The sequence below is a fragment of the Mesorhizobium sp. M4B.F.Ca.ET.214.01.1.1 genome (assembly GCF_004791545.1).
GTDB lineage: Bacteria > Pseudomonadota > Alphaproteobacteria > Rhizobiales > Rhizobiaceae > Mesorhizobium > Mesorhizobium abyssinicae.
Genome location: NZ_SRUX01000014.1, coordinates 76,339 through 97,652, shown reverse-complemented (window position 1 = coordinate 97,652; position 21,314 = coordinate 76,339). Strand labels below are relative to the sequence as shown.

The 21,314-nt window shown below is 63.3% G+C and carries 17 protein-coding genes; 10 read left to right on the top strand and 7 right to left on the bottom strand.

All coding sequences use genetic code 11. The features are described 5' to 3' along the window. Positions 1–149: 149 nt before the first annotated feature. Positions 150–2,066 (bottom strand): TadE/TadG family type IV pilus assembly protein, encoded by a 1,917-nt coding sequence (locus EN857_RS25265; protein WP_245493419.1) that lies wholly within the window; start codon positions 2,064–2,066, stop codon positions 150–152. Between the two features lie 316 nt (positions 2,067–2,382). Here EN857_RS25265 and EN857_RS25260 point away from each other — a divergent pair, with 316 nt between their 5' ends. The 3 genes from EN857_RS25260 to EN857_RS25250 all read left to right on the top strand — a co-directional run bounded on the left by EN857_RS25260 (position 2,383) and on the right by EN857_RS25250 (position 4,680). After that, positions 2,383–3,243, top strand: coding sequence for a TIGR01459 family HAD-type hydrolase (locus EN857_RS25260; protein WP_135859301.1), 861 nt, complete (start codon positions 2,383–2,385; stop codon positions 3,241–3,243). Positions 3,244–3,252: 9 nt separating this feature from the next. Then, on the top strand, positions 3,253–4,245 hold the full coding sequence (locus EN857_RS25255; protein WP_128347045.1) for a bifunctional riboflavin kinase/FAD synthetase: 993 nt from the start codon (positions 3,253–3,255) through the stop codon (positions 4,243–4,245). Between the two features lie 108 nt (positions 4,246–4,353). Further along, positions 4,354–4,680: a hypothetical protein gene (locus EN857_RS25250; protein ID WP_127394026.1), complete on the top strand. Its 327-nt coding sequence runs from the start codon at positions 4,354–4,356 to the stop codon at positions 4,678–4,680. 1 nt (position 4,681) lies between these two features. Here the strand turns inward: EN857_RS25250 and EN857_RS25245 are convergent, their stop codons facing one another. Further along, on the bottom strand, positions 4,682–5,236 hold the full coding sequence (locus tag EN857_RS25245) for an HdeD family acid-resistance protein (protein ID WP_135859300.1): 555 nt from the start codon (positions 5,234–5,236) through the stop codon (positions 4,682–4,684). A 499-nt stretch (positions 5,237–5,735) separates the two neighbouring features. Here EN857_RS25245 and EN857_RS25240 point away from each other — a divergent pair, with 499 nt between their 5' ends. Together EN857_RS25240 and EN857_RS25235 are read left to right on the top strand one after the other, a co-directional pair. Next, complete coding sequence (locus EN857_RS25240) at positions 5,736–6,650, top strand: alpha/beta hydrolase (protein WP_135859313.1); 915 nt, start codon at positions 5,736–5,738, stop codon at positions 6,648–6,650. 39 nt (positions 6,651–6,689) lie between these two features. Continuing rightward, a complete protein-coding gene (locus EN857_RS25235; protein WP_127393385.1) occupies positions 6,690–7,922 on the top strand; it encodes an aldo/keto reductase in 1,233 nt (410 codons plus the stop codon). Between the two features lie 77 nt (positions 7,923–7,999). On the opposite strand, the gene EN857_RS25230 is transcribed toward EN857_RS25235, so the two are convergent. After that, positions 8,000–8,935 carry a LysR family transcriptional regulator gene (locus EN857_RS25230; protein ID WP_127309923.1) on the bottom strand — a complete coding sequence of 312 codons (936 nt, stop codon included), beginning with the start codon at positions 8,933–8,935 and terminating at the stop codon, positions 8,000–8,002. Positions 8,936–9,147: 212 nt separating this feature from the next. On the opposite strand from EN857_RS25230, the gene EN857_RS25225 reads away from it, so the two are divergent. From EN857_RS25225 to EN857_RS25215, 3 genes are all read left to right on the top strand, one after another. Beyond that, a complete protein-coding gene (locus tag EN857_RS25225) occupies positions 9,148–11,064 on the top strand; it encodes an adenylate/guanylate cyclase domain-containing protein (protein ID WP_127393387.1) in 1,917 nt (638 codons plus the stop codon). Positions 11,065–11,178: 114 nt separating this feature from the next. Then, positions 11,179–12,729, top strand: a complete 1,551-nt coding sequence (locus EN857_RS25220; RefSeq protein WP_245493486.1) for an acid phosphatase — start codon at positions 11,179–11,181, stop codon at positions 12,727–12,729. A gap of 23 nt (positions 12,730–12,752) precedes the next feature. Continuing rightward, complete coding sequence (locus EN857_RS25215; RefSeq protein WP_127286395.1) at positions 12,753–12,965, top strand: hypothetical protein; 213 nt, start codon at positions 12,753–12,755, stop codon at positions 12,963–12,965. A 119-nt stretch (positions 12,966–13,084) separates the two neighbouring features. On the opposite strand, the gene ssuD is transcribed toward EN857_RS25215, so the two are convergent. From ssuD to tauA, 4 genes are read right to left on the bottom strand one after another with little or no spacing between them, the layout of a single operon-like run. Then, positions 13,085–14,239 (bottom strand): FMNH2-dependent alkanesulfonate monooxygenase, encoded by a 1,155-nt coding sequence (gene ssuD / locus EN857_RS25210; protein ID WP_127393743.1) that lies wholly within the window; start codon positions 14,237–14,239, stop codon positions 13,085–13,087. Between the two features lie 44 nt (positions 14,240–14,283). Continuing rightward, a complete protein-coding gene (locus tag EN857_RS25205) occupies positions 14,284–15,132 on the bottom strand; it encodes an ABC transporter permease subunit (RefSeq protein ID WP_127393742.1) in 849 nt (282 codons plus the stop codon). Next, positions 15,129–15,923 carry an ABC transporter ATP-binding protein gene (locus EN857_RS25200; protein ID WP_127393741.1) on the bottom strand — a complete coding sequence of 265 codons (795 nt, stop codon included), beginning with the start codon at positions 15,921–15,923 and terminating at the stop codon, positions 15,129–15,131. The genes EN857_RS25205 and EN857_RS25200 overlap by 4 nt, the downstream gene beginning before the upstream one ends. 50 nt (positions 15,924–15,973) lie before the next feature. Continuing rightward, a complete protein-coding gene (tauA, locus tag EN857_RS25195; protein WP_135859299.1) occupies positions 15,974–16,993 on the bottom strand; it encodes a taurine ABC transporter substrate-binding protein in 1,020 nt (339 codons plus the stop codon). Between the two features lie 302 nt (positions 16,994–17,295). Here tauA and EN857_RS25190 point away from each other — a divergent pair, with 302 nt between their 5' ends. Together EN857_RS25190 and ileS are read left to right on the top strand one after the other, a co-directional pair. Continuing rightward, positions 17,296–18,093, top strand: a complete 798-nt coding sequence (locus EN857_RS25190; RefSeq protein WP_127286400.1) for a MipA/OmpV family protein — start codon at positions 17,296–17,298, stop codon at positions 18,091–18,093. 230 nt (positions 18,094–18,323) lie between these two features. Then, a complete protein-coding gene (gene ileS / locus EN857_RS25185; RefSeq protein ID WP_127392262.1) occupies positions 18,324–21,299 on the top strand; it encodes an isoleucine--tRNA ligase in 2,976 nt (991 codons plus the stop codon). Positions 21,300–21,314: the final 15 nt, after the last annotated feature.

Genomic DNA, 21,314 nt, shown 5'->3' with positions numbered 1-21,314 from the left:
CAAAACGCTGAAGGACGGGTGTGGGAAACCGCTCGATTGCAGCCTCGGTGTTTCACCGAACGCTAACCAATCGCGCCGGGGCAAGGCCGCATCGTTCAAGGAAACGGCCCGCGAAGGCAGCGCGTTTCGCCGCGTCGATTGCCCCTTGATCAGCCGACAATGCGCAGGTTCGACAGTTCGTCGGCGATTTCCTTGAAGCTTTTCGACAGCGTGGCGCCGGTCGCGTTCCAGTACAATTTGGCCGCAGTCTTGCCGGTCGGGTCGGCCGGGTCTTTTCGGAATCTCGAGTCCGAGGAACACGTCTTCAGCGCGGTCATTGCGGCCTTTTCCGCGGATTTGGTGTCCACGAGGTCAAGCGAAACCGTCATCACGATGATGTTCGAATTCTTTGCATTGGCGCAAAGCGTCTGCATCTGCTCGTCGAGCGCCGTCGTGTAGTTGGCGCCGGTGTAGGTCGTCTTGCCAACGGAAGCGCTGGTGTTCATGAACAGCCGGGTCACCGTACCGGAGCCTGGATAGGTCAGGCCCGTGTAGCCGTACGCGGCGTAAGTCGACATGTTCTTGGCATAGGTGGCGTCGGCGATCGGGCTGTAGGTGTTTGCGCCGTCGGTCAGCACGATGACGACCTTGTCGTTGCCTTTTTCGCTGTTGGCCCGACCGTCCGTGAAAGGCTCATTGCTCGACAGCACCCGCCAGCCCCAGGCAAGCCCTTCCGGCACGTTGGTGTTGCCCGTCGGCGTCATTGCGCTGATGGCGTTTGTGATGGTGCTCTTGCCTGTGGTCGTGGTTATGTCCTGCAACGGTGTGATGGCGGAAGTCGTGCACCCGGAGTTGGGGCCGCCGTCAGCCGGCTCCGCCGCCGCATTGTAGGGCTTTGTGACGAAATACTTTCGCATGTCCGACTGGCGTTTCGCGACGGCCAGGCTGTCGGCCGAGTCCACCCACCAATTGTTCGGGTAACCCCATGACGTCGTGCTGACGTGGGTGGAGTCGGTCCAGAAATTGCCGGCCTCGTCCGGAGCGAACATCGGCACGAACAGGCTGGCGGGTGTGGACGTTGTCGGCGTCGTGTCGTCGGCATTGTAAGGATACGGCCTTGCTTCCAAGCAGCCTTTCCAGGCTTGGTATTGGGCGGTCGTGTCGACATAAGTCTGACACGTGCCGTGGTTCTTCTTGGTGCAGGTTCGCGTCGTGGCCATCATATCCTGGTAGAGGGTGAAGCGGGTCATTGCCTTGCCCGCGTCCGCTCCCCAGCCGGTGCCCCTCTGGTAGTAGGCGGCACCGACTTTCTCGATGTATTTGTTCGGATCGACGCCGGAGACGTTCTTGTACATCTGGGTCCAGTCGAAATCCTCATGATGTATCGGCGAGATGCCGTCGAGATCCATCCAGGTCTTGTCCTTGTTGGCTGAGCCGACATTGACCGAGGCCGAAAAGGGTACCAGGGCGAACTGCACCGGCTTGGTGACCTGCTTCATTTGCCCTGCCTGCAGGGCCAACGTGTTGACGAGTTCGGTCGCGGCGGTCTTGAGCAGCTCTATGCGCTGCTGGCCTGTACCGGATCCATTCGTGCTCATCGAGCCGGAATTGTCGAGCACCAGGGCAACCTCGAGAGTGTTCTTGAGGCGAACTTCCGAGCACGCGGTCAAAGTCGTGTCGCCGGCAGTCCTGCCGATCAGCATCGCCGCGGCTGGCAGGAAATAAGGATGGTAGCGCAGGGTCGCGCAAAGCTTCAGCGTGCCGCCGCCGGCATTGTTGCTGGGCAAGGTGACGCTCAGCGCCGTGTCAGCCGGGCTGACATGCGACAGATTGGCTTCGAAGAAGTTCTTCGCATAGGCTTTGGCGTCGGCGTCGCTTACATTGGCGACGATCTGCTGCGCGGTGGCGACGCCCGCGGCATCCAGCGCGTTCAGCGTTTCCTGCTTTTGGCGCACCAGGTCCGTATAGTCGACCGCAAGCGCAACCGCGCCCATCAGGGGCACCATGGCGATGGCGGCGATCAAGGCATAGTTGCCGCGCCTGTCGCGCGCGAACCTGCGCATCGTCGCTTCGAATCTGCGGATCATCGCCTTTAGCCCCCGCTAATGTACGACCAAAGTCGTAGTTGATCTGCGACCATGCCCACAGATCATTAAATTTCAGGTTGCGCGAATGCATCCAACATCAACCTGCGTTTTCAAGGCTCGTTAACTATCGGGCCAGCTGCGTGGATGCCCCCGGGAATTCCACCGCGACGCAGGTCCGGTCTTCAGCATCCGTCCCGCCGCTGCGGCCGGTGCCTGTCGAAAGCTGGTGACAGGATGAGGCGCTTCGGTTAATGCGGGACCGGCCGCGGCGGACCGTCGGCGGCGGCTCTCGCAACAACCACCTTGGGAAAACGGCATGGCGGATTCGCCCGACATCATCGGCTCGCTCGCGGAGCTGTCGGGCTCGTATGAGGCCATCCTGTGCGATGTCTGGGGCGTGGTGCACAATGGCGAATGGCATTTTCCGCAGGCTGCGCAGGCGCTGGCCGCGGCACGCGCGGCGAACGTGCCCGTCGTGCTGATCACCAACTCGCCCCGCCGCAGTGCCGATGTGGTGGCGCAGATGAACGCGATCGGCGTCCCCACTGACGCCTATGACCGCATCGTCACCTCCGGCGATGTCACCCGCGACCTGATCGCCGAAGGGCCGAGGAAAATCTTCCATATCGGTCCCGACCGCGATTTCACCCTTTATGACGGGCTCGGCGTCGATCTGGTCGAGGAGTTCGAGGCCTCGGGCGTGGTCTGCACCGGCCTGTTCGACGACGAGGTTGAAAAACCGTCCGACTATGCCGAGCTGCTGCGGCGGCTGCGCGCTCGCGATCTGCCCTTCATCTGCGCCAATCCCGACATCGTGGTCGAGCGCGGCGAGCGCATGATCTGGTGCGCCGGGGCGCTTGCCCGCGACTACGCCCAGCTCGGTGGGCGAACGCTCATCGCCGGCAAGCCCTACGCGCCGATCTACGACGTTGCGATGAAGGAGGTTGCCAGCCTGATCGGTCGCCCGGTCGAGCGTTCGCGGGTGCTGGCGATCGGCGACGGCATGATGACCGATATCAAGGGCGCGGCCGACAATGGCTTCGAAGTGCTCTATGTCTCGGGCGGCATCCATGCGCGCGACTATGGCGACCCGCTGCAGCCTGACCGCGAGCGGCTGGCCGCCTTCCTGGAAAAGCATGGCTACCGCCCGGTCGCCGTCATTCCGAGACTGCAATAGGGGCGTTCCATGACGGAAACCTCGAAACCCTTTGACCGCATCTCGGCGACGTCGCCGCTGCCCGCCCATTTGCGCGGCGGCGTGGTGGCGATCGGCAATTTCGACGGCGTCCATCGCGGCCACCAGGCGGTGCTGGAGCGCGCGCTCGCCGAGGCCGGGCGCCGCGGCGCGCCGGCCTTGGTGCTGAGCTTCGAGCCGCACCCGCGAAAAGTGTTCAGGCCCGAAATCCCGCTCTTCGTGCTGACGCCGCCGCCGATGAAGGCGCGCCTCTTGTCGCTCCTCGGTTTCGCCGCCCTGGTCGAGCAGCCCTTCACACGCGAATTCGCCGCGCTCTCGGCCGAGGCCTTCGTGACCGACGTCCTGGAGAAGAACCTCGGCATCGCGCACACCGTCACCGGCTTCGACTTTCATTTCGGCAAGGACCGCCAGGGCGGGCCCGCCTTCCTGATGGCGGCGGGCGAGCGCCATGGTTTCGGTGTGACGTTGGTCGATGCCTTTCGCGACGAGGGCGCCGAGGTGATCTCGTCGAGCCGCATCCGCGCCCTTCTCGGCGAAGGCGCCGTGGCCGAGGCCGCCGGCCTGCTCGGCTACCGCTTCACCGTCGAGACCCAGGTGATCAGCGGCCAGCAGCTCGGTCGCACGCTGGGCTTTCCGACCGCCAATATGAGGCTTTCGCCGGAAGCGGCCCTGAAGGAAGGGATTTATGCCGTCCGCTTCCGCCGCGCCGACGGCACGCTGCATGACGGCGTCGCCAGCTTCGGCCGCCGTCCGACCGTCGACGACAATGGCGCGCCGCTGCTCGAGACCTTCGTCTTCGACTTCTCCGGCGACCTCTACGGCGAAACCTGCGAAGTGTCGTTCTTCGGCTACCTGCGGCCGGAGCTGAAATTCGACGGGCTCGACTCGTTGGTCGCGCAGATGAAGCGCGACGAGGCCGAGGCGAGGGCGCTGCTGGCAGGCGTCCGCCCGCTGTCGGAGCTCGACGCCGCGATCGCGTTCTAGCTCGAAATAACTAGATAGAAGTGTTTAGACGCGGGTTGCGGACTCGACCAAACGGCTGAGCCGCGTGCGTGAAGCGCCTCACCGAAGCCGGTCGGGCAGAACGTACCGATGAAGATCGACATCCCGGTCTGGAGCGTCGTCCTCCTTTGTGCTTCGCTGTTCATCCTGTGCGATGGGTTGAGCGCGCATTGGGGCAAGACGGGCAGCGGCCGCAGCCTTGCCGTCGTCATGCTGCTGTCGCCGCTGTCCTACTGGGCCTTCGCCTTCATCAACACCAGGCTGAACCTCGCCGTGACGGGGGCGCTGGTCAACACGATCGTCGTTGCCGGCGCCGTACTGGTCGGCGCGCTCGTCTTCAAGGAGGAAGTCTCCTCGATGCAGTATCTCGGGATCGCGCTGGCGCTGGTCTCGATGACGCTGCTTAATTTGGACTGAGCTATCTCTTCAGCGCCAGTCCGATGGCGATGAAGCTCCATCCCTGGAAGACGAGGTCGATGGCCAGGAACAGGCCGAGCACCCACAGGCTGTTGACCGGCCAGCCCATGGCGATGACGAGGCCGGCGAGCGCGCTGATGACGCCGGCCGCGACCAGCCAGCCCCAGCCTTTCTCCGGCCGGTGGTGGAAGCCTACCCAGGCCCTGAGCACGCCCGAGGCGACGAGCGAGGCCGCCAGCAGCAAGGTCAGCACCGCCGAGGCGAGCGCCGGATTGTCGAAGGCGAAGAAGCCGGCCACGGCGTAGAGCAGGCCGCTCGCCAGCCAATAGAGGAAGCGCCCCCAGGTCTTGACCCCGAAGGCGTGGATGATCTCGATCACCCCTGCCATCAGCATCATCCAGCCGACGAGATAGACCGAGGCGACGGTGGCGATGAGCAGATTGCCGAAGGCGATACCGCCGAAGATCAAGAGCAGCACGCCAAGCGCCAAGAACCATCCCCATTTGTCCCGTGTCCGGCCGATTGCGTCTTTCAGGGCATCGCCTTGCAGGGTCATGGCTGCATCTCCTTCAGAATTCGCCGCGCGTCATGCCGCAATGAGGGTAATCCCGATGGCATTGCGCGTCCAGCGAGCAGGCGGACACAGGCTCGCGCGGAAGATCCTTCCGGGAGACGCCTACAGAGTGGACGTTCGGACGCGGCATTAACGGGCTGGATGTTGTTCAGGTGACAGCCAAACCCAAGCAATTCATTACGCCTGCTTATAGGCACAAGCACAATTAAGCACCTAATCGCTGAGCATGTGGGGCGATAGAAGCTTCAAAGACAGTGGTTGGATAAAGCCGGCCGCCTTACTTGGAGCATCCATCATGCCAGCCGACAGTGATCGCAATGGGGATACGTCAGGTTCCCTCAACATGACCCGCCGCGCCGCTTTCCTGTCGGCGACGGCTCTCGGGCTGGCGTCATTGATGTCGGACCTCCCGGCAGCGGCGGAAACGTCCGAGGCCGGCGCCGCTGCAGGCCATCAACACAATGCGGGAAGCGCAGCAGCCATGCAAAACACGTCGTTCATCAACAACAATGGCATCAAAGTCGCTGGAAACATCCATTATCCGGGTGGCTTTGACGCGAGCAGGAAATATGCGGCCATCATCACTGTTGCGCCCGCCGGCGGGGCAAAGGAACAGACCGCAGGCATTTATGCGAAAAAGATGGCGCAGAGGGGGTTTGTGACAATCGCTTTCGACGCGTCATTCCAGGGCGAAAGCGGTGGGGAGCCCCGGTACAAGGAAGACCCGATAGCACGCGTGGAAGATGTCCGTGGTGCGGTCGATCACCTTGTAAGCCTTCCCTACGTCGATGAAAAACGCATCGGTGTTCTCGGTATCTGTGCGGGTGGCGGCTACGCTGCCAGTGCAGCGATGACCGAGCGGCGCATCAAGGCCGTCGGCCTCTCAGTCCCCGTCAACGGCGGGAGAGAAATGAGGGCTGCCGGCAGGGAAGCGACGATTGCGACCCTTGGCACAATTGCCGAGCAGCGCACGGCCGAGGCTCGTGGAGCCGAGCCGATGATCTTGCCGTGGATCCCTGATGAATACAAAGAATCCGGCGACATCGATCTTCGCCAAGCTTACGACTACTACCGTACGCCCCGCGGTCAGCATCCGAACTGGCAAAACAAATCCCGCTTCGTGGGAATGGACGCCGTGTTGGCGTTCGATGCCTTCTATCTGGCCGACATGCTTCTCACCCAGCCGCTGCAGGTCATCGTCGGCAGCGAGCCAGGCGCTTTCGGTTCCAACCGGGACGGGCACGAAGTCTACGAACGCGTCGGCTCAGCCCAGAAAGACCTGCTGGTTTTCGAGGGAGCGTCGCATTTCGACCTCTATGACAAGCCCGAATATGTCGACAGGGCCGTGGCGAAGTTCGCGGATTTCTATTCGACGCATGTGAAGTCACCCGCCTGAGGCGGGTCGCCCCAACTTCGATACGAACGGAGATCTGTCATGTCTACCGACAGCAGTACTGCTATCTCACAATCTCCCCGCGTGAATCGCCGCGATATTCTGCTAGCGGGCGGCGCGCTGGGATTGACATCATTGATGCCGAGCCTGCCCGCCACGGCGCAGGCGGCCGGCGCCGCAGCGCAATCGAGTTCCGCTCCCGCCGCTGGCCGCAGGAGACTGGGCTCCCTCGAAGTCTCGCCGGTCGGGCTTGGCTGCCAATGGTTGCCTGGGCCAAAGGAGGGCACCGTTTCTGATTTTTACACCAGCACGCTCGACCGCGGCGAAGCGATCCGCCTCATTCGCAGCGCAGTGGATCGAGGTGTGACGCTTATCGATACCGCCGAGATGTACGGGCCTTTCATATCCGAGGACATTGTCGGCGAAGCGCTCCAGGCTGTTCGTGATCAGGTGGCACTGGAGACGAAATTCGGCGGCGATATCGATCCCGACACAGGCAAGATGGGCGAGCGCGGCATGAACAGCCGGCCGGAGCACGTCCGCCGGGCGGTCGAAGGCTGCCTGAAGCGACTGCGAACGGACCGCATCGATCTCTTGTACCAGCATCGTGTCGATCCAACCGTCCCCATCGAGGACGTCGCCGGTGTGGTCAAGGATTTGATGGCGGAAGGGAAAGTCCTCAACTGGGGTCTTTCCGAGCCGGGAATCCAGACCATCCGCCGCGCCCATGCGGAGCAGCCTCTCGCAGCCATCCAGAACGAATACTCGATGCTGTGGCGAGGAGCGGAGGCGGAGGTGCTTCCGCTATGCGAGGAACTGGGTATCGGCTTCGTCTGCTGGAGCCCCCTCGGAATGGGCTTTCTTTCTGGAAAAATGAGTGCCGATACCCGGTTTGGAAGCGGCGCTTCCTTCGACCTTCAGCCCGGTGCGGGCTCATTCGATTTCCGTGCTCTTGTTCCCCGTTTCGAACCGGAAAACCTCAAATCCAACATGGCCCTTTACGCCGTGGTGTTGAAATGGGCGCAACGCAAGGAGGCTGCGCCCGCGCAGATCGCACTTGCATGGCTGCTTGCGCAGAAGCCCTGGATCGTTCCGATCCCAGGGACCACAAAGATTGCCCATATGGAACAGAACGTGGGTGCTGCATCGATAACGTTCTCGGCCGCCGAATTGCAGGAGATCAATAGCGATATCGCCAGCGTGGAAATTCACGGAGCCCGTCTTCCCAAGGAAGAGGAGCACGTCGTCGGGGCCGACACTCCGCCGAAACAGTAGTCTGGAGACGGGAAGCAAGCGCAACCATGCCGGGATCCGGCATGGCCGGGCCGCGTCGCATTACGAGAAGGAACCGGTCAGCGCCTGGACCTTCTAGCTGCCGTTGCTCGGCCACCCGATGCCAATTGGTGCCGCAACTCCTTGAGCAGAGCAGCGAAAGCCGGGGAGGGATGCCGACGGTCCGGGTAATAGAGATGATATCCCTGGAAGGTCCGGCACCAATCATCGAGCACGCGTATCAATGCCCCGTCGGCAACAGCTTGCGCGGTGCTGTCCTCTGTGACCATTGCGAGACCATGCCCCGCAAGCGCGGCGGTGATGGCAAGACGCTCGTCGTTCAGAATGAGCGGTCCCTCGACACGGACGTGCAGCTCGCGGCCATCCTTCTGGAACTCCCAGGCATAGAGACCGCCGGCTGTCGGGAGGCGCAAGTTCATGCAGCGGTGCTGAATCAGGTCATGGGGGGTGTGAGGAGTTCCGTGCTTGGCGAGGTACGACGGAGAGCCGACAACAACCATGCGCAGATCGGGTCCGATGCGAACCGCAATCATGTCCTTGGCGACCTGCTCACCCATCCGAATACCGGCATCAAACTGATCGGCAACGATATCGGTGAAGGAGGCATCGACCGAGATTTCCACCTGCACGTCAGGGTAGGCGTACATCAATCGCGAGACTGCCGGCCACAGCACGGTCTGGGCTGCATGGAGTTCGGCGGTCACCCGAACGAGGCCGCTTGGCGTGTCCCGGAGCTCGCTCAAGGTTGCCAGCCGCGCCTCGACATCGGCAAGCGCCGGCTTCAGGGTTTCGATGAGTTGCGCACCCGCCTGTGTCGGAGCGACGCTGCGCGTCGTGCGGGTCAGCAACCTCATCCCGAGCCGCTCCTCGAGCCGGCGCACCGTTTGGCTCAGCGATGATTGGGACTGGCCTAGCCTGGCTGCGGCACGCGTGAAGCTGCGTTCCTCGGCGACCGCGAGGAAAACGTTGAGATCGCCAAGGTCGTTACGTCGCACTTATCACGCCACCTTATGGGTTCATGCGCATCTAAGCATCTAAGCGATTGCCGCTCCAAACGCCAGATAGGTCCCGGATGCCGCCGGCAACGTGGGCTGGTCGGTCAACAGCCTGTGGATGCTCGGCCTGTTCCTGGCCTGGCGGGGCGGCCTCTCGTCAGCGTGCTGGGTTAGGTGTACCATTTTGGCCAGTTTGGGTCCGGGGCAGGATGATGAATGTCCCTCCATTGAACCGGAAACTGCTGGCGATCCTTGCGTTGGATATGGTCGGCTATTCAAAGGCGACCGAGATTGACGAAGCTGGCACCATCGGGCGCCTGAGAGCTATCCGGGCCGACGTAACCGATGCAGCGATCGCTCTGCATCAGGGTCGAATTGTCAAGCTGTTGGGAGATGGCGCGCTTGTCGTCTTCGACAGCGTCGTCGATGCGGTGATCTGCGCAGCCGAAATTCAGAAAGCTGTGGCCGTTCGCAATGGCGGATTGCCGGAGCATGAGCGGATTGTGTTCCGCATCGGGATCAATCTTGGCGATGTGGCGCTGGTGGATGGCGATGTGTATGGCGACGGCGTCAACGTCGCCGCTCGCATAGAGCAACTGGCCGATCCGGGCGGGGTGATGGTGTCAGGTACGGCCTACGACCATTTGCAGGGCAAGCTTGATTGGCCACTCGATTTCGTCGGCGAGCAGCAGGTCAAGAATATCAACCGCCCGGTGCGGATGTACCGGGTGAGGCTCGATGGCAAGCGGGTGCACCGGACCTTACGCCAGGCGATGCCGCACTGGACCAGGACGGCTGCGGCGGCGATCGTGGTGCTGGCTCTGGTGGGTGGGGGGAGCTGGTGGTTCTTTCAGCCCACGTCACTGGGGGCCAAGCCGTCGGTCGCGGTGCTGCCTTTCAATAATTATGGCGACGAGGCCAGCGGGCGTCTGGCCGATGGCTTGACTGAGGATATCATCACCGACCTTGCGCGGTTTCCCGAACTTGACGTCGTGGCCCGGAATTCGACGGAAGTCTACAAGGGCAAGCCGGTGGATGCCCGCCAGGTCGCACATGCGCTCCATGTCGGTTTCGTACTGGAAGGCTCCATCCAGCGGGAAGATGAGCGGGTGCGGGTCACCGCGCAGTTGATCGATGCACAAACCGGCAACCACCTTTGGTCGGATCGTTGGGACCGGCCCGCTGAGGACGTGTTCGCCGTCCAGACCGAGATCGCAGAGCAAGTCTCCAACCGTCTGGGCGGCGGCGTAGGGTTGATTCAAACGGCCGGGCGGGCCGCGGCCAAACGCAAACGACCTGAAAATCTGAATGCTTATGACTACTATCTGCTCGGGACCGAGAAGATTGAAGAGATCACCGTAGCCGATGAGCAGGAGGCAATCGCGCTTCTCAACCGCGCGATTGAGCTGGACCCCGGGCTGGCCCGCGCCTGGGTAGAACTTTACCATGCTCACGTCATATTGGCTGGCTTCGGTATCAATCCCGAGAGCGAGACCAAGGCGGCCGCCGATGTGGCCGAACGCGCGGTGCGGCTCGATCCAGGCGACGCTGAGGCACACGCCGTGTTTGGGATGAGTCTCAGCAACAAGGGCGACATCGCCCGTGCCAAGGCTGAACTGGATACGGCTCTCCGTCTTGCTCCCGGTTCGTCCGAAATCCTGACATTCTATACCGGCTATGCGGCACGCTTCGGTGAACCCGAACGCGGCGCTCAGATGGTCGACCAGGTCAGGCGGCTCGACCCGAACCATCCGATGTGGACGTCCAACTTCTTCGGCCCTGCCTATTTTATGGCCGGCCGGTATGAGGACGCGTTGAAGATGCTGGAGCGCATGGCGCCTGACAACTACGACAAGTGGAGGTGGGTGGTGTTTAGCGGCACCCTTGCGGCTCTGGGTCGGATGGATGAGGCGAAGGCTTCGGTTAGGGAAACTCTCAAGCAGTACCCCGACCTGACCGTCGAGAGCATGATCAATGAAGTCGGCTTGAGCACTAGTGAGCGCAGCCGGTTTATCGAAACGATGCCGCTCGCCGGCTTTCCGTCTTGCGCCAAGCCCGAGGCGCTGGCGAAACTCGCCAAACCTGTGCGGCTGCCGGAATGCGAGGCGCAGCCTCTCGGGCAGCCGTAGAACAGCCCGGCCATTGGCGGACCGCCGCCCATGGCGTTGCCCGTCCAACGCGGCAGCTATTGCCAATATGCCGCGAAGCTGGTGTCATCCCATTTGCACCACGGAGGTATGACGATGAAGCGATCCCATGGGCTCGCCCTGTTTTCCTCGACTCTCGTCCTGTGCGCTGCGGCTTCGGTTCCCGCGCCCGCAGCGCAGCCCGGCGATCCGCCAGCCAACATCGCCAAGATAGGAACGGTGGTCGTTATCTTCGCCGAGAACCGCGCCTTCGACAATCTCTATGGTCACTTCCCTGGAGCCGAGGGCATCGACCAGGCAAGCAAGGAAAGCCTGCAGCAGCGTGACCGTGACGGATCCGTGCTGTCCGAACTGCCGCCTGTCTGGGACGGGCTGACCGCCAAGGGCGTCACGCCGCCGGTGACGCAGGCGATGACCGAGCACCTTCCGAACGCGCCGTTCACCGTGAACGACCCCAAGGGGTTCAACGTTCCGCTCAGCGTCGCAACGCACGATCTCTGGCACCGCTACTACCAGAACCAGATGCAGATCAACGGCGGCAAGAACGACATGTTCGTAGCCTGGGCCGATTCAGGCGCCATGCCGATGAGCAACTGGGACGCCTCCAAGACCGACATGTGGGCGGTGGCGCAGAAATACGTGCTGGCCGACCATTTCTTCATGGGCGGTTTCGGCGGTTCCTTTTTCAACCATCAGTGGCTGATCTGCGCCTGCGCGCCTTACTACGCGGATGCCGACAAGAACCCGGCCAAGCCGTCGATTTCGGTGACGGACGATGGCGGCACAGCGCTGAAGCTCGCCGACAATTCGCCGAAATCGGTGCGCGACGGTATCCCGAAATTCGTCTCCGACGGCAATCTGACGCCGGATTTCTACGCTGTGAACACAATGCAGCCGCCATACCAGCCGAGCGGCAATGATCCGGCGCCCGGCGGCGATCCGCTCCTCGCGGACCCGTCCAAGCCGACAACGCTGCCGCCGCAGACGGAGCCGACCATCGGCGATATGCTCAGTCTCAAGCAGGTCAGCTGGGCATGGTACTCGGGCGCCTGGCAGTACACGCTCGACCATGGCAATCACACGCCGATCCCGAATTTCCAGTACCATCACCAGCCGTTCAACTATTACGCCAACTACGCGCCGGGCACCGAGGCCAGGCGGGAACACCTGCGCGACGCCGGGCTGGCTGGCGTGAGCTTCATTCAGGCGATCGACGACGGCGCCCTGCCTCAGGTCTCCTTCTACAAGCCGCAGGGCAATCTCAACGAGCATTCCGGCTATGCCGACATCCAGGCCGGAGACCGCCATATCGCCGATGTCATCAGCCATCTGGAGAAGAGCCCGCAATGGCCGCATATGCTGGTCGTTGTCGCCTATGACGAGAACGGCGGCATCTGGGATCACGTCGCGCCGCCCAAAGGCGACCGCTGGGGACCGGGCACGCGCATCCCCGCGATCATCGTTTCGCCTTTTGCCAAGCATGGCTATGTCGATCAAACGCCCTATGACACGACGTCGATCCTGCGCTTCATCACCGAGCGTTTCGAATTGCCGGTCCTGCATGGCATCGTGGTTCGCGACAGGGCAGTGGCCGCGCATGGCGAACCGCCGCTCGGCGATCTCACCGGTGGGCTCGACCTGAATTGAGGGCGCGTATCTGGAGGACAACGATGGATGTCGACAGGGTTGTTGCCTTGGTCACTGCTGGCGGCATCGAACTCACTGACCGCCGCCGCAACGCCAAGGGCGATGGCTGGTCGCTGAGCTTCGCCAACGGTGCCACGGTGGAGGTGGGTGACGACGGGTCGGCACGCGTTGCCGGCAAGGGCGCCAGGGCCGTGGCCAGGCTGCTCGACCTGCCGAGCGCGACGCGCGCCAGCTGAGCCAGGCGACGTCGCCGCCTGGCCGCCACTGCCGTCATTTGGGATTTCTGGTCAAAATTGCCGACGCCACGCAAGGGCCTGGCGCAGCCGGCTTTCTCTCGGTTTCCGCCCGAAAGACGTCACGAGGCGGACGCGACGACCCCCGGTTGCACGCGTCCGAACTCGACGTCCCAACTGCGTTCCGCCGGTGCGGCTTCGCCGCTCAGCCCGAGCTTGGGGAAAAGCAGTTCCGCGACATTGAAGACCTCTTCCAGATGCGGGTAGGCGGACGCGATGATCGTTTCGATGCCGATCTCCTGATACTCGCGGATGCGCGCGGCAACGTTGTCGGGATTTCCGACCAAGGCCGTTCCAGCACCCCCACGCACCAGCCCGGGTCCGGCCCACAGGTTCGGACCGACAACCAGCCGGTCTCGTCGACCCTGATGCAGAGCCGACATGCGCTTCTGTCCAACCGATTCCGAGATATTGACGAATCCGTTCTGGGCCTCGGCGATCAGGTCGTCGGTGACGCGGCTGATCAGTCGGTCTGCGGCGGCCCAGGCCTCATCCTCAGTTTCGCGAACGATCAAATGGATGCGAAGGCCGAAGCGGATCGTTCGGCCTTGCGCCGCTGCGGCCTGCCTGACCCGCCCGATCTTTTCGGCGAGCTGGTCCACCGGTTCGCCCCAACTCAGATAGGCGTCCACGTGCTTGGCGGCGATCGCAATGCCGGCGTCGGACGAACCTCCGAACCACAGTGGAGGATGGGGCTGTTGAACCGGCGGGAAGGAAATGTCGGTGCCGTGGGCGGAAAGATACTTGCCCTCGAAATCCGCCGGTTCACCTGAAAGGATTCGCCGCCAGATGGTCAGGAACTCGTCGGTCTGCGCGTAGCGGTCGTCATGGTTGAGCTTGTTGCCGTCACCGGCGAGGTCGGCTGGATCCGCGCCGGTGACGACATTGAGCAGCACCCGGCCGCCGGAAATCCTGTCCAGCGTGGCGGCATGGCGCGCAAACAGGGCCGGCGTCCCGCTGCCCGGCCGGAGCGCCACGAGGAATTTCAGCCGTTCGGTCAGCGGGATCAGGCCGGCTGCAACGATCCAGGCGTCCTCGCACCGCGTTCCGGTAGGCAGGAGCACGCCCTTGAAGCCAAGTCGATCGGCGGCTTGGGCGATCTCCTTGAGGTAGCGGAAGGTTGCCGGCCGGTGCCGCTCGTCGGTGCCGAGATAGGGGCCGTCACCATGGGTCGGCAGATACCAGTAGAGATCGAGCGGGCGGATGTTGCTGGACATCGGATTGTTCCTTCAGTGACAGGGGGTGTGTTGACGGGCAGTTGTCAGAGCTTGCCCTTCCAGGGGACGAGGCGGTGCTCCAGCCAGCGCATGCCGCTCGTGAAAGCGAACGCCAGGGCGGCAATGACGATGAGGCCGACGAAGACAACGTCGGTAGCGAGGAAGTTGGCCGCGGACATGATCATGTAGCCGAGCCCCGACTGCGCCGCGATCAACTCGGCCGCGACCAAGGTGGACAGTCCGGCTCCGATGGCAATTCGCAGGCCGGTCAGGATTTCCGGCAATGCGGATGGCAGGATAATGGTCGTGAACAATTGCAGGCTGCTGGCGCCAAGGGACAGCGCGGCATTGATCCGCTCAACGGGCACTGAACGGACTCCGGCCTGCGCGGCAAAGCAGATCGGGGCAAAGGTCGATAGCGTGAGGAGCGTGATCTTGGAGGTTTCGCCGATGCCGAGCCAGATGATCAGCAGCGGCAGGTAGGCCAGGGGCGGCAAGCCCCAGTAGAGGTCGATCGGAACGCTGAAGATCCCCTTGATCCAACGGTTGAGGCCCATCAACAGGCCAAGGGGAACACCCAGCACAATTCCTGCGCCCAGAGCCGCGGCGATGCGGCCAAGGCTTGCCAGCGTGTGGTTGAGAAGCGTGTCGTTGGCATAGCCGTCGGCCGCGACGGCGCTGAACTGGGCCAGGACCTCGGCCGGCGAGGGCAGGAACAGCGGTGACGCCCAGCCGAAGCGTGCGGCGAGGAACCACAATGCAATCAGCGACGCAAGCGTAACCAGGCTGATGCCGAGTGTGTTCGTCGATGCGGATCGACGTGGCCGAGCCGGCGGCGCGCGCCGGGCGGTCGAAGTCTGAAATGTGGTTGGGGAATTGGCGGTAAGCGTCATTGCAAGGTTCCTGTGCGGGCGCCTTCCGGCTGATGGATGAGCGAGCGGATTTCCTTCCGCAGTTCGATGAAGCGCGGATGGGACTGGATCGGCCCGATGTCGCCGCTTTCGGCGAAGTCGCGCACAAAGTCGGCGTCGAACCGGGCGACGATACGACCTGGCCGGGGCGACATCACAACGATCGTCGTGCCGAGCGTCAGGGCTTCCTCGATCGAATGGGTGATGAACAGGATCTGCTTGCCCGTCTTGGCCCAGACTGAGGCCAGAAGCTGCTGCATGGTCTCGCGCGTCAGGCTGTCGAGCGCGCCGAACGGCTCGTCCATCAAGAGGATCTTCGGATCTGTGGCCAGCGCCCGCGCGATGCCGACCCGCTGGCGCATGCCGCCCGACAGTTCGTAGGGCGGCTTTTCGGCGAAATCGGCGAGGCCGACCAGTTCCAACAGGCGCCTTGACAGCTCGTGGCGTTCTGCGCGGGGCACCCCCCGGTACTTCAGGCCGAGCGCGACGTTGTCCAGCACGCTGGCCCATGGCAGCAGAGTATCCTTCTGGAACACGACGCCACGATCGCCGCCTGGCGCCGCGATTTCCCTTCCGTCCAGCGTGATCGTGCCTTCGGTGAGCGGCAGGAAGCCGGCGATCGCGTTCAGCAACGTCGACTTGCCGCACCCGGAAGCACCGACCGCGACGACGATGGAAGCGGGGGCGATATCGAGCGAGACGTGATCGAGCGCATGCACGTCCTGTCCATCGGAAGCCGGAAAGGTGACGCTGGCATCTCGGATTCGAAGCATGGTGGCCCTCCGGGCGATTTGGCTGGCGCGCCAGCCAAATCGGGGTTCCTTCAGGGATTGCTAGTCGAGGCCTTGGCCACTTCGGCATATTGCGGATCGGCGAAGGCCGCGTAGCTGTCCTTGACCGAGGTGATCTTGTGCTGGTCCTTCAGGAAGCCCGCGGTGTCCTTGAGGATTTTCGCGACCGCGCTCTTCTCGCCACCGCCCAGCCATTTGTCGGAGACCTGTTCGTCGAGCGGCGGGACGACCGTCGTCTTCAACTGCTCCGAATTCTCGGCCGCTGTGCCGCCTTGCAATTTTGCGATCAGCTTCGCGTTCTCGGTATCCGGGCCCCAGGCGGCCGGATTGCTCAGGTAAGCCTGGTTATAGCCGTCGATCAGCCGGACATACTGGCCGAGGAACTCCGGATTGGCCTTGGCGAACGCGCCGGTGACGACCAGAGCGCCGAAGGTCGGCGCGCCGCGATCGGCGACCTGGCCGGCCGTGAGCAGGATCTTGCCGTTCTTCTTGAGCTCGGAAAGAGCCGGATCCCAGACGAAGCCACCGTCAATGTCGCCGCGCTTCCAGGCCGCGACGATCTCGGGCTGCGGAATAGCTATGACCTGGGTTTCCTTCTCGGAAATGCCTTCCTGCTTGAGCACGGCGAGAAGCTGGTAGTGGTCGGTCGAGACCGGTGCGGCGGCGAGCTTCTTGCCGCGCAGGTCCGCCGGCGACTTGATTTCGGGTCGCACCACGAGCGCCTCGCCGTCGCGGGAGACCGACGAGATGTAGAACGCCTTCACGTCGATGCCCTTGCTGATGGCGGCCGAGAACGGGCTCGATCCGACATCGCCGATCTGGACGTCACCGGATGCGATGGCGGCGAAGATGTCGGCGCCGGAGTTGAAGCGGCGGAATTCGATGTTCCAGCCCGTCTTCTTGGCAAGGTCGCCATTGGCGATGCCAAGATTGTAAGGGTTGGCGCCGGTCTGGTAGGCGACGACGACTTTCTTGTCGTCCGCGGCGCTTGCCGCGGTATGGGCTGAAGCCAGGGCAAGTCCAAAAAGGGCGACGGAAATCAATTTTCGCATGGGCTTTAATCCTTTGAACAGAGGCACAGCCTCGATTGCAGCCGATCGGAGCGGCCGTGAATTAAAGTCCACTGAATTTATAGACTTAGACAGAAATGAAATTCCGAAAGCCTGTTCCTCGATAGAAAAGATCTGACGCGAACCGGCCCTAATGGATCACCCACACGCAATATCAGGCATGCGCCACGGCGTTGGCGCCGCTGCCGATGTTACGGATTTTAAGTCAAATTTTACCGAACTGGCGCCATGGCTTTTGCGCTGCCGGGGTGTTCCTGCCGGCCTGTTTCGCGTATGGGGTAACGATGCGTATTGTCCGGACGATTCAGCTGGTTCTCGCCTCCGGCCTGATGGCCGTCTCTTCGGCCCATGCCGGCGAGGGGAGCTGGATTTCGGGCGACTGGTACCTGACGCTCGGCGCAACCGGCCTCATCGCGCCGAATTTCGAGGGCGGCAAGAAGTACATGCTCGGCGCCCAGCCGATCATCTCGCTCGGCAAGGTGGGTCCGGAAGCGCGCTTCACCTCGCGCAACGACAACATCTCGCTGGCGCTGATCGACGACGGCAGCGTGCGCGCCGGCCTGACCGGCAAGTTCCTGTTCTCCCGCAGCAGCAAGGATGAACTGGCGGGTCTCGACCCGGTGCGCTGGGGCGGCGAGGTCGGCGGCTTCTTCGAATTCTATCCGCTTGACTGGGTGCGAGCCCGCGCCGAGCTTCGGCATGGCATCCGCGCCCATGACGGCTTCGTCGCCGATATCGCGGCCGACGCCTTCTACGACGTCACGCCGACGGTCCGCATCTCCGGCGGGCCGCGCGTCTCCTTCGCCTCGTCGGGCTATTTCGACGCCTATTACGGCGTCAACGCCACCGAAGCGGCGGCCTCCGGCCTCAGCGAATACCATCCGGGAGGCGGCCTGAAGTCGACCGGCCTCGGCGGCGCGATCACCTGGAAGGTCACCGAGCCGATGACGGCCAGCCTGTTCGGCGAATATTCGCGCCTGATGGGCCCGGCCGCCGATTCCAGCCTCGTCCGGGAGCGCGGCGATCGCAACCAGTTCACGGTCGGCGTCTCGACCACCTATCGCTTCGACTTTTCGATGTAGCCGCCTGAACTCGGCGCTTTATTCCTGCTGACTAATCCGCTAAAAGCCCGGCCATGACGAGCTTTTCGCGCCTGTTTGCGATCGCGATACGAATTACGAGCCCGGTGTTCCGGGTGGCCTGAGCGCCGCCGGAGCCGCCGGGACTGTTGCGCGCGCGCTTCGCGCTTTTCAGAACATGATAGTTCAACGCCCGAGCCTGTTTGTCGCCGGGCAATGCACATGGCAGACCAATGACCGATACCGCTGAAACGATCGACTATTCCAAAACGCTCTATTTGCCGCAGACGGATTTCCCGATGCGGGCCGGCTTGCCGGAAAAGGAGCCGGCGCTGGTCAAGCGCTGGCAGGACATGGACCTCTACCGCAAGCTGCGCGAGGAGGCCGCCGGGCGCGAGAAATTCGTGCTGCATGACGGCCCGCCCTACGCCAATGGCAACATCCATATCGGCCATGCGCTGAACAAGGTGCTCAAGGACGTCATCAACCGCTCCTTCCAGATGCGCGGCTACGACGCCAACTACGTGCCGGGCTGGGACTGCCACGGCCTGCCGATCGAGTGGAAGATCGAGGAGCAGTACCGCGCCAAGGGCAAGAACAAGGACGAGGTGCCGGTCAACGAGTTCCGCAAGGAATGCCGCGACTTCGCCGCGCACTGGATCAAGTTGCAGGGCTCAGAGTTCCAGCGGCTCGGCGTCGTCGGCGATTTCGACAACCCCTATACGACGATGGCTTATCACGCCGAGGCGCGCATCGCCGGCGAGCTGTTGAAATTCGCCATGTCGGGCCAGCTCTACCGCGGCTCGAAGCCGGTCATGTGGAGCGTCGTCGAGCGCACCGCGCTTGCCGAGGCCGAGGTGGAGTACCAGGACTATGAGAGCGACACGATCTGGGTGAAATTCCCGGTGGCGAGCTTGGCGCGCCCGGTCGCCGGCGCCGATGACGCGCAGGCGGCAGTGCTGTCGGAATCCTCGCTCGACCTCATCGAGGCCCATGTCGTCATCTGGACGACGACGCCCTGGACGCTGCCCGGCAACCGTGCCGTCAGCTATTCGCCGCGCGTCGCCTACGGGCTTTACGAGGTGACGGCGGCCGAGAACGCGTTCGGCCCGCAGCCCGGCGAGAAGCTGATCTTCGCCGACGCCCTTGCCGAGGATGCCTCGGCCAAGGCCAAGGTCACCTTGAACCGCCTTCACGATGTTTCGGCCGAACAGCTTGCAAGCCTGACGCTGTCGCATCCGTTCAGGGGGCTGGCCGACGGCTACCAATTCCCGGTGCCGATGATCGCCGGCGAGCATGTCACCGACGATGCCGGCACCGGCTTCGTGCACACCGCGCCCAGCCACGGCCGCGAGGACTTCGACGCCTGGATGGACGCTGTGGCGGAACTGCTCAAGCGCGGCGTCGACACCGCGATCCCGTTCCCGGTCGACGATGCCGGCTTCTTCACCAAGGACGCGCCGGGCTTCGGCCCGGACCGCGAGGGTGGAGCCGCGCGCGTCATCGACGACAATGGCAAGAAGGGCAACGCCAACCAGGCGGTCATCGAGGAACTGATCAAGCGCAATGCGCTGTTCGCGCGCGGCCGCCTGAAGCATTCCTATCCGCACTCCTGGCGTTCCAAGAAGCCGATCATCTTCCGCAACACGCCGCAATGGTTCGTCTATATGGACAAGGACCTCGGCGACGGCACGACGTTGCGCAGCCGCGCGCTGAAGGCGATCGACGACACCCGCTTCGTGCCAGCCGCCGGCCAGAACCGCATCCGCGCCATGATCGAGGAGCGTCCCGACTGGGTGCTGTCGCGCCAGCGCGCCTGGGGCGTGCCGATCGCCGTCTTCGCCGACGTGGACGGCAACGTGCTGAAGGACGAAGCGGTCAACCAGCGCATCATGGAGGCCTTCGAGGCCGAGGGCGCCGACGCCTGGTTCGCGCCCGGCGCCAAGGAGCGCTTCCTCGGCAATCACGATGCCGCGAAATGGCATCAGGTGATGGACATCCTCGATGTCTGGTTCGATTCGGGCTCGACGCATGTCTTCACGCTGGAGGACCGTCCGGACCTGAAATGGCCGGCCGACGTCTATCTCGAAGGCTCCGACCAGCATCGCGGCTGGTTCCACTCCTCGCTGCTCGAAAGCTGCGCCACCCGGGGCAGGGCGCCCTACGACACCGTCGTCACCCATGGCTTCACCATGGACGAAGAGGGACGGAAAATGTCGAAGTCGCTCGGCAACACCGTGGTGCCGCAGGACGTCATCAAGCAGTCGGGTGCCGACATTCTGCGGCTCTGGGTGGTGACGACCGATTACTGGGAAGACCAGCGGCTCGGCAAGAACGTGCTGCAGACCAACATCGACGCCTACCGCAAGCTGAGGAACACCATCCGCTGGATGCTGGGCACGCTTGCCCATGACGATGGCGAGGAGGTGGCGCTGGACAAGATGCCGGAACTGGAGCGGCTGATGCTGCACCGGCTGTCAGAGCTCGACGAATTGGTGCGCCAGGGCTACGACGCCTTCGAGTTCAAGCGCATCACCCGCGCGCTCGTCGACTTCATGGTGGTCGAGCTGTCGGCCTTCTATTTCGACATCCGCAAGGACGCGCTCTACTGCGACGCGCCCTCCAGCGTCCGGCGCAAGGCCGCCGTGCAGGTGGTGCGCCATCTGTTCGACTGCCTGGTCAAATGGCTGTCGCCGATGCTGCCCTTCACCATGGAGGAGGCCTGGCTCGATCGTCACCCCGACGCCGTCTCGGTCCATCTCGACCAGTTCCCGCAAATCCCGGCGGATTGGAGGAACGAGGCGCTGGCGGAGAAGTGGCGCAAGGTCAGGCAGGTGCGCCGCGTCGTCACCGGCGCGCTCGAGATCGCCCGCGCCCAGAAGGTCATCGGCTCGTCGCTGGAGGCGGTGCCGGTCGTCACGATCGACGATGCCGCGCTTGAAGCGGCGATATCGGATGTCGACATGGCCGAGATGGCGATCACCAGCGATCTGGTCATCGCCCACGGCAAGACGCCAGACGGCGCCTTCACGCTGGACGAGGTCAGGGGTGTCGCGGTGGTCGTCGAGAAGGCCGAAGACCGTGGCCTGGTGAAATGCGCGCGCTCCTGGCGCTACACCGCTGATGTCGGCGAAGATCCGGAATTTCCGGACGTCTCGGCCCGCGATGCCGATGTACTGCGCGAACTCAAGGCGCTCGGGCGGCTCTAGTGCATGTCGCCCAAA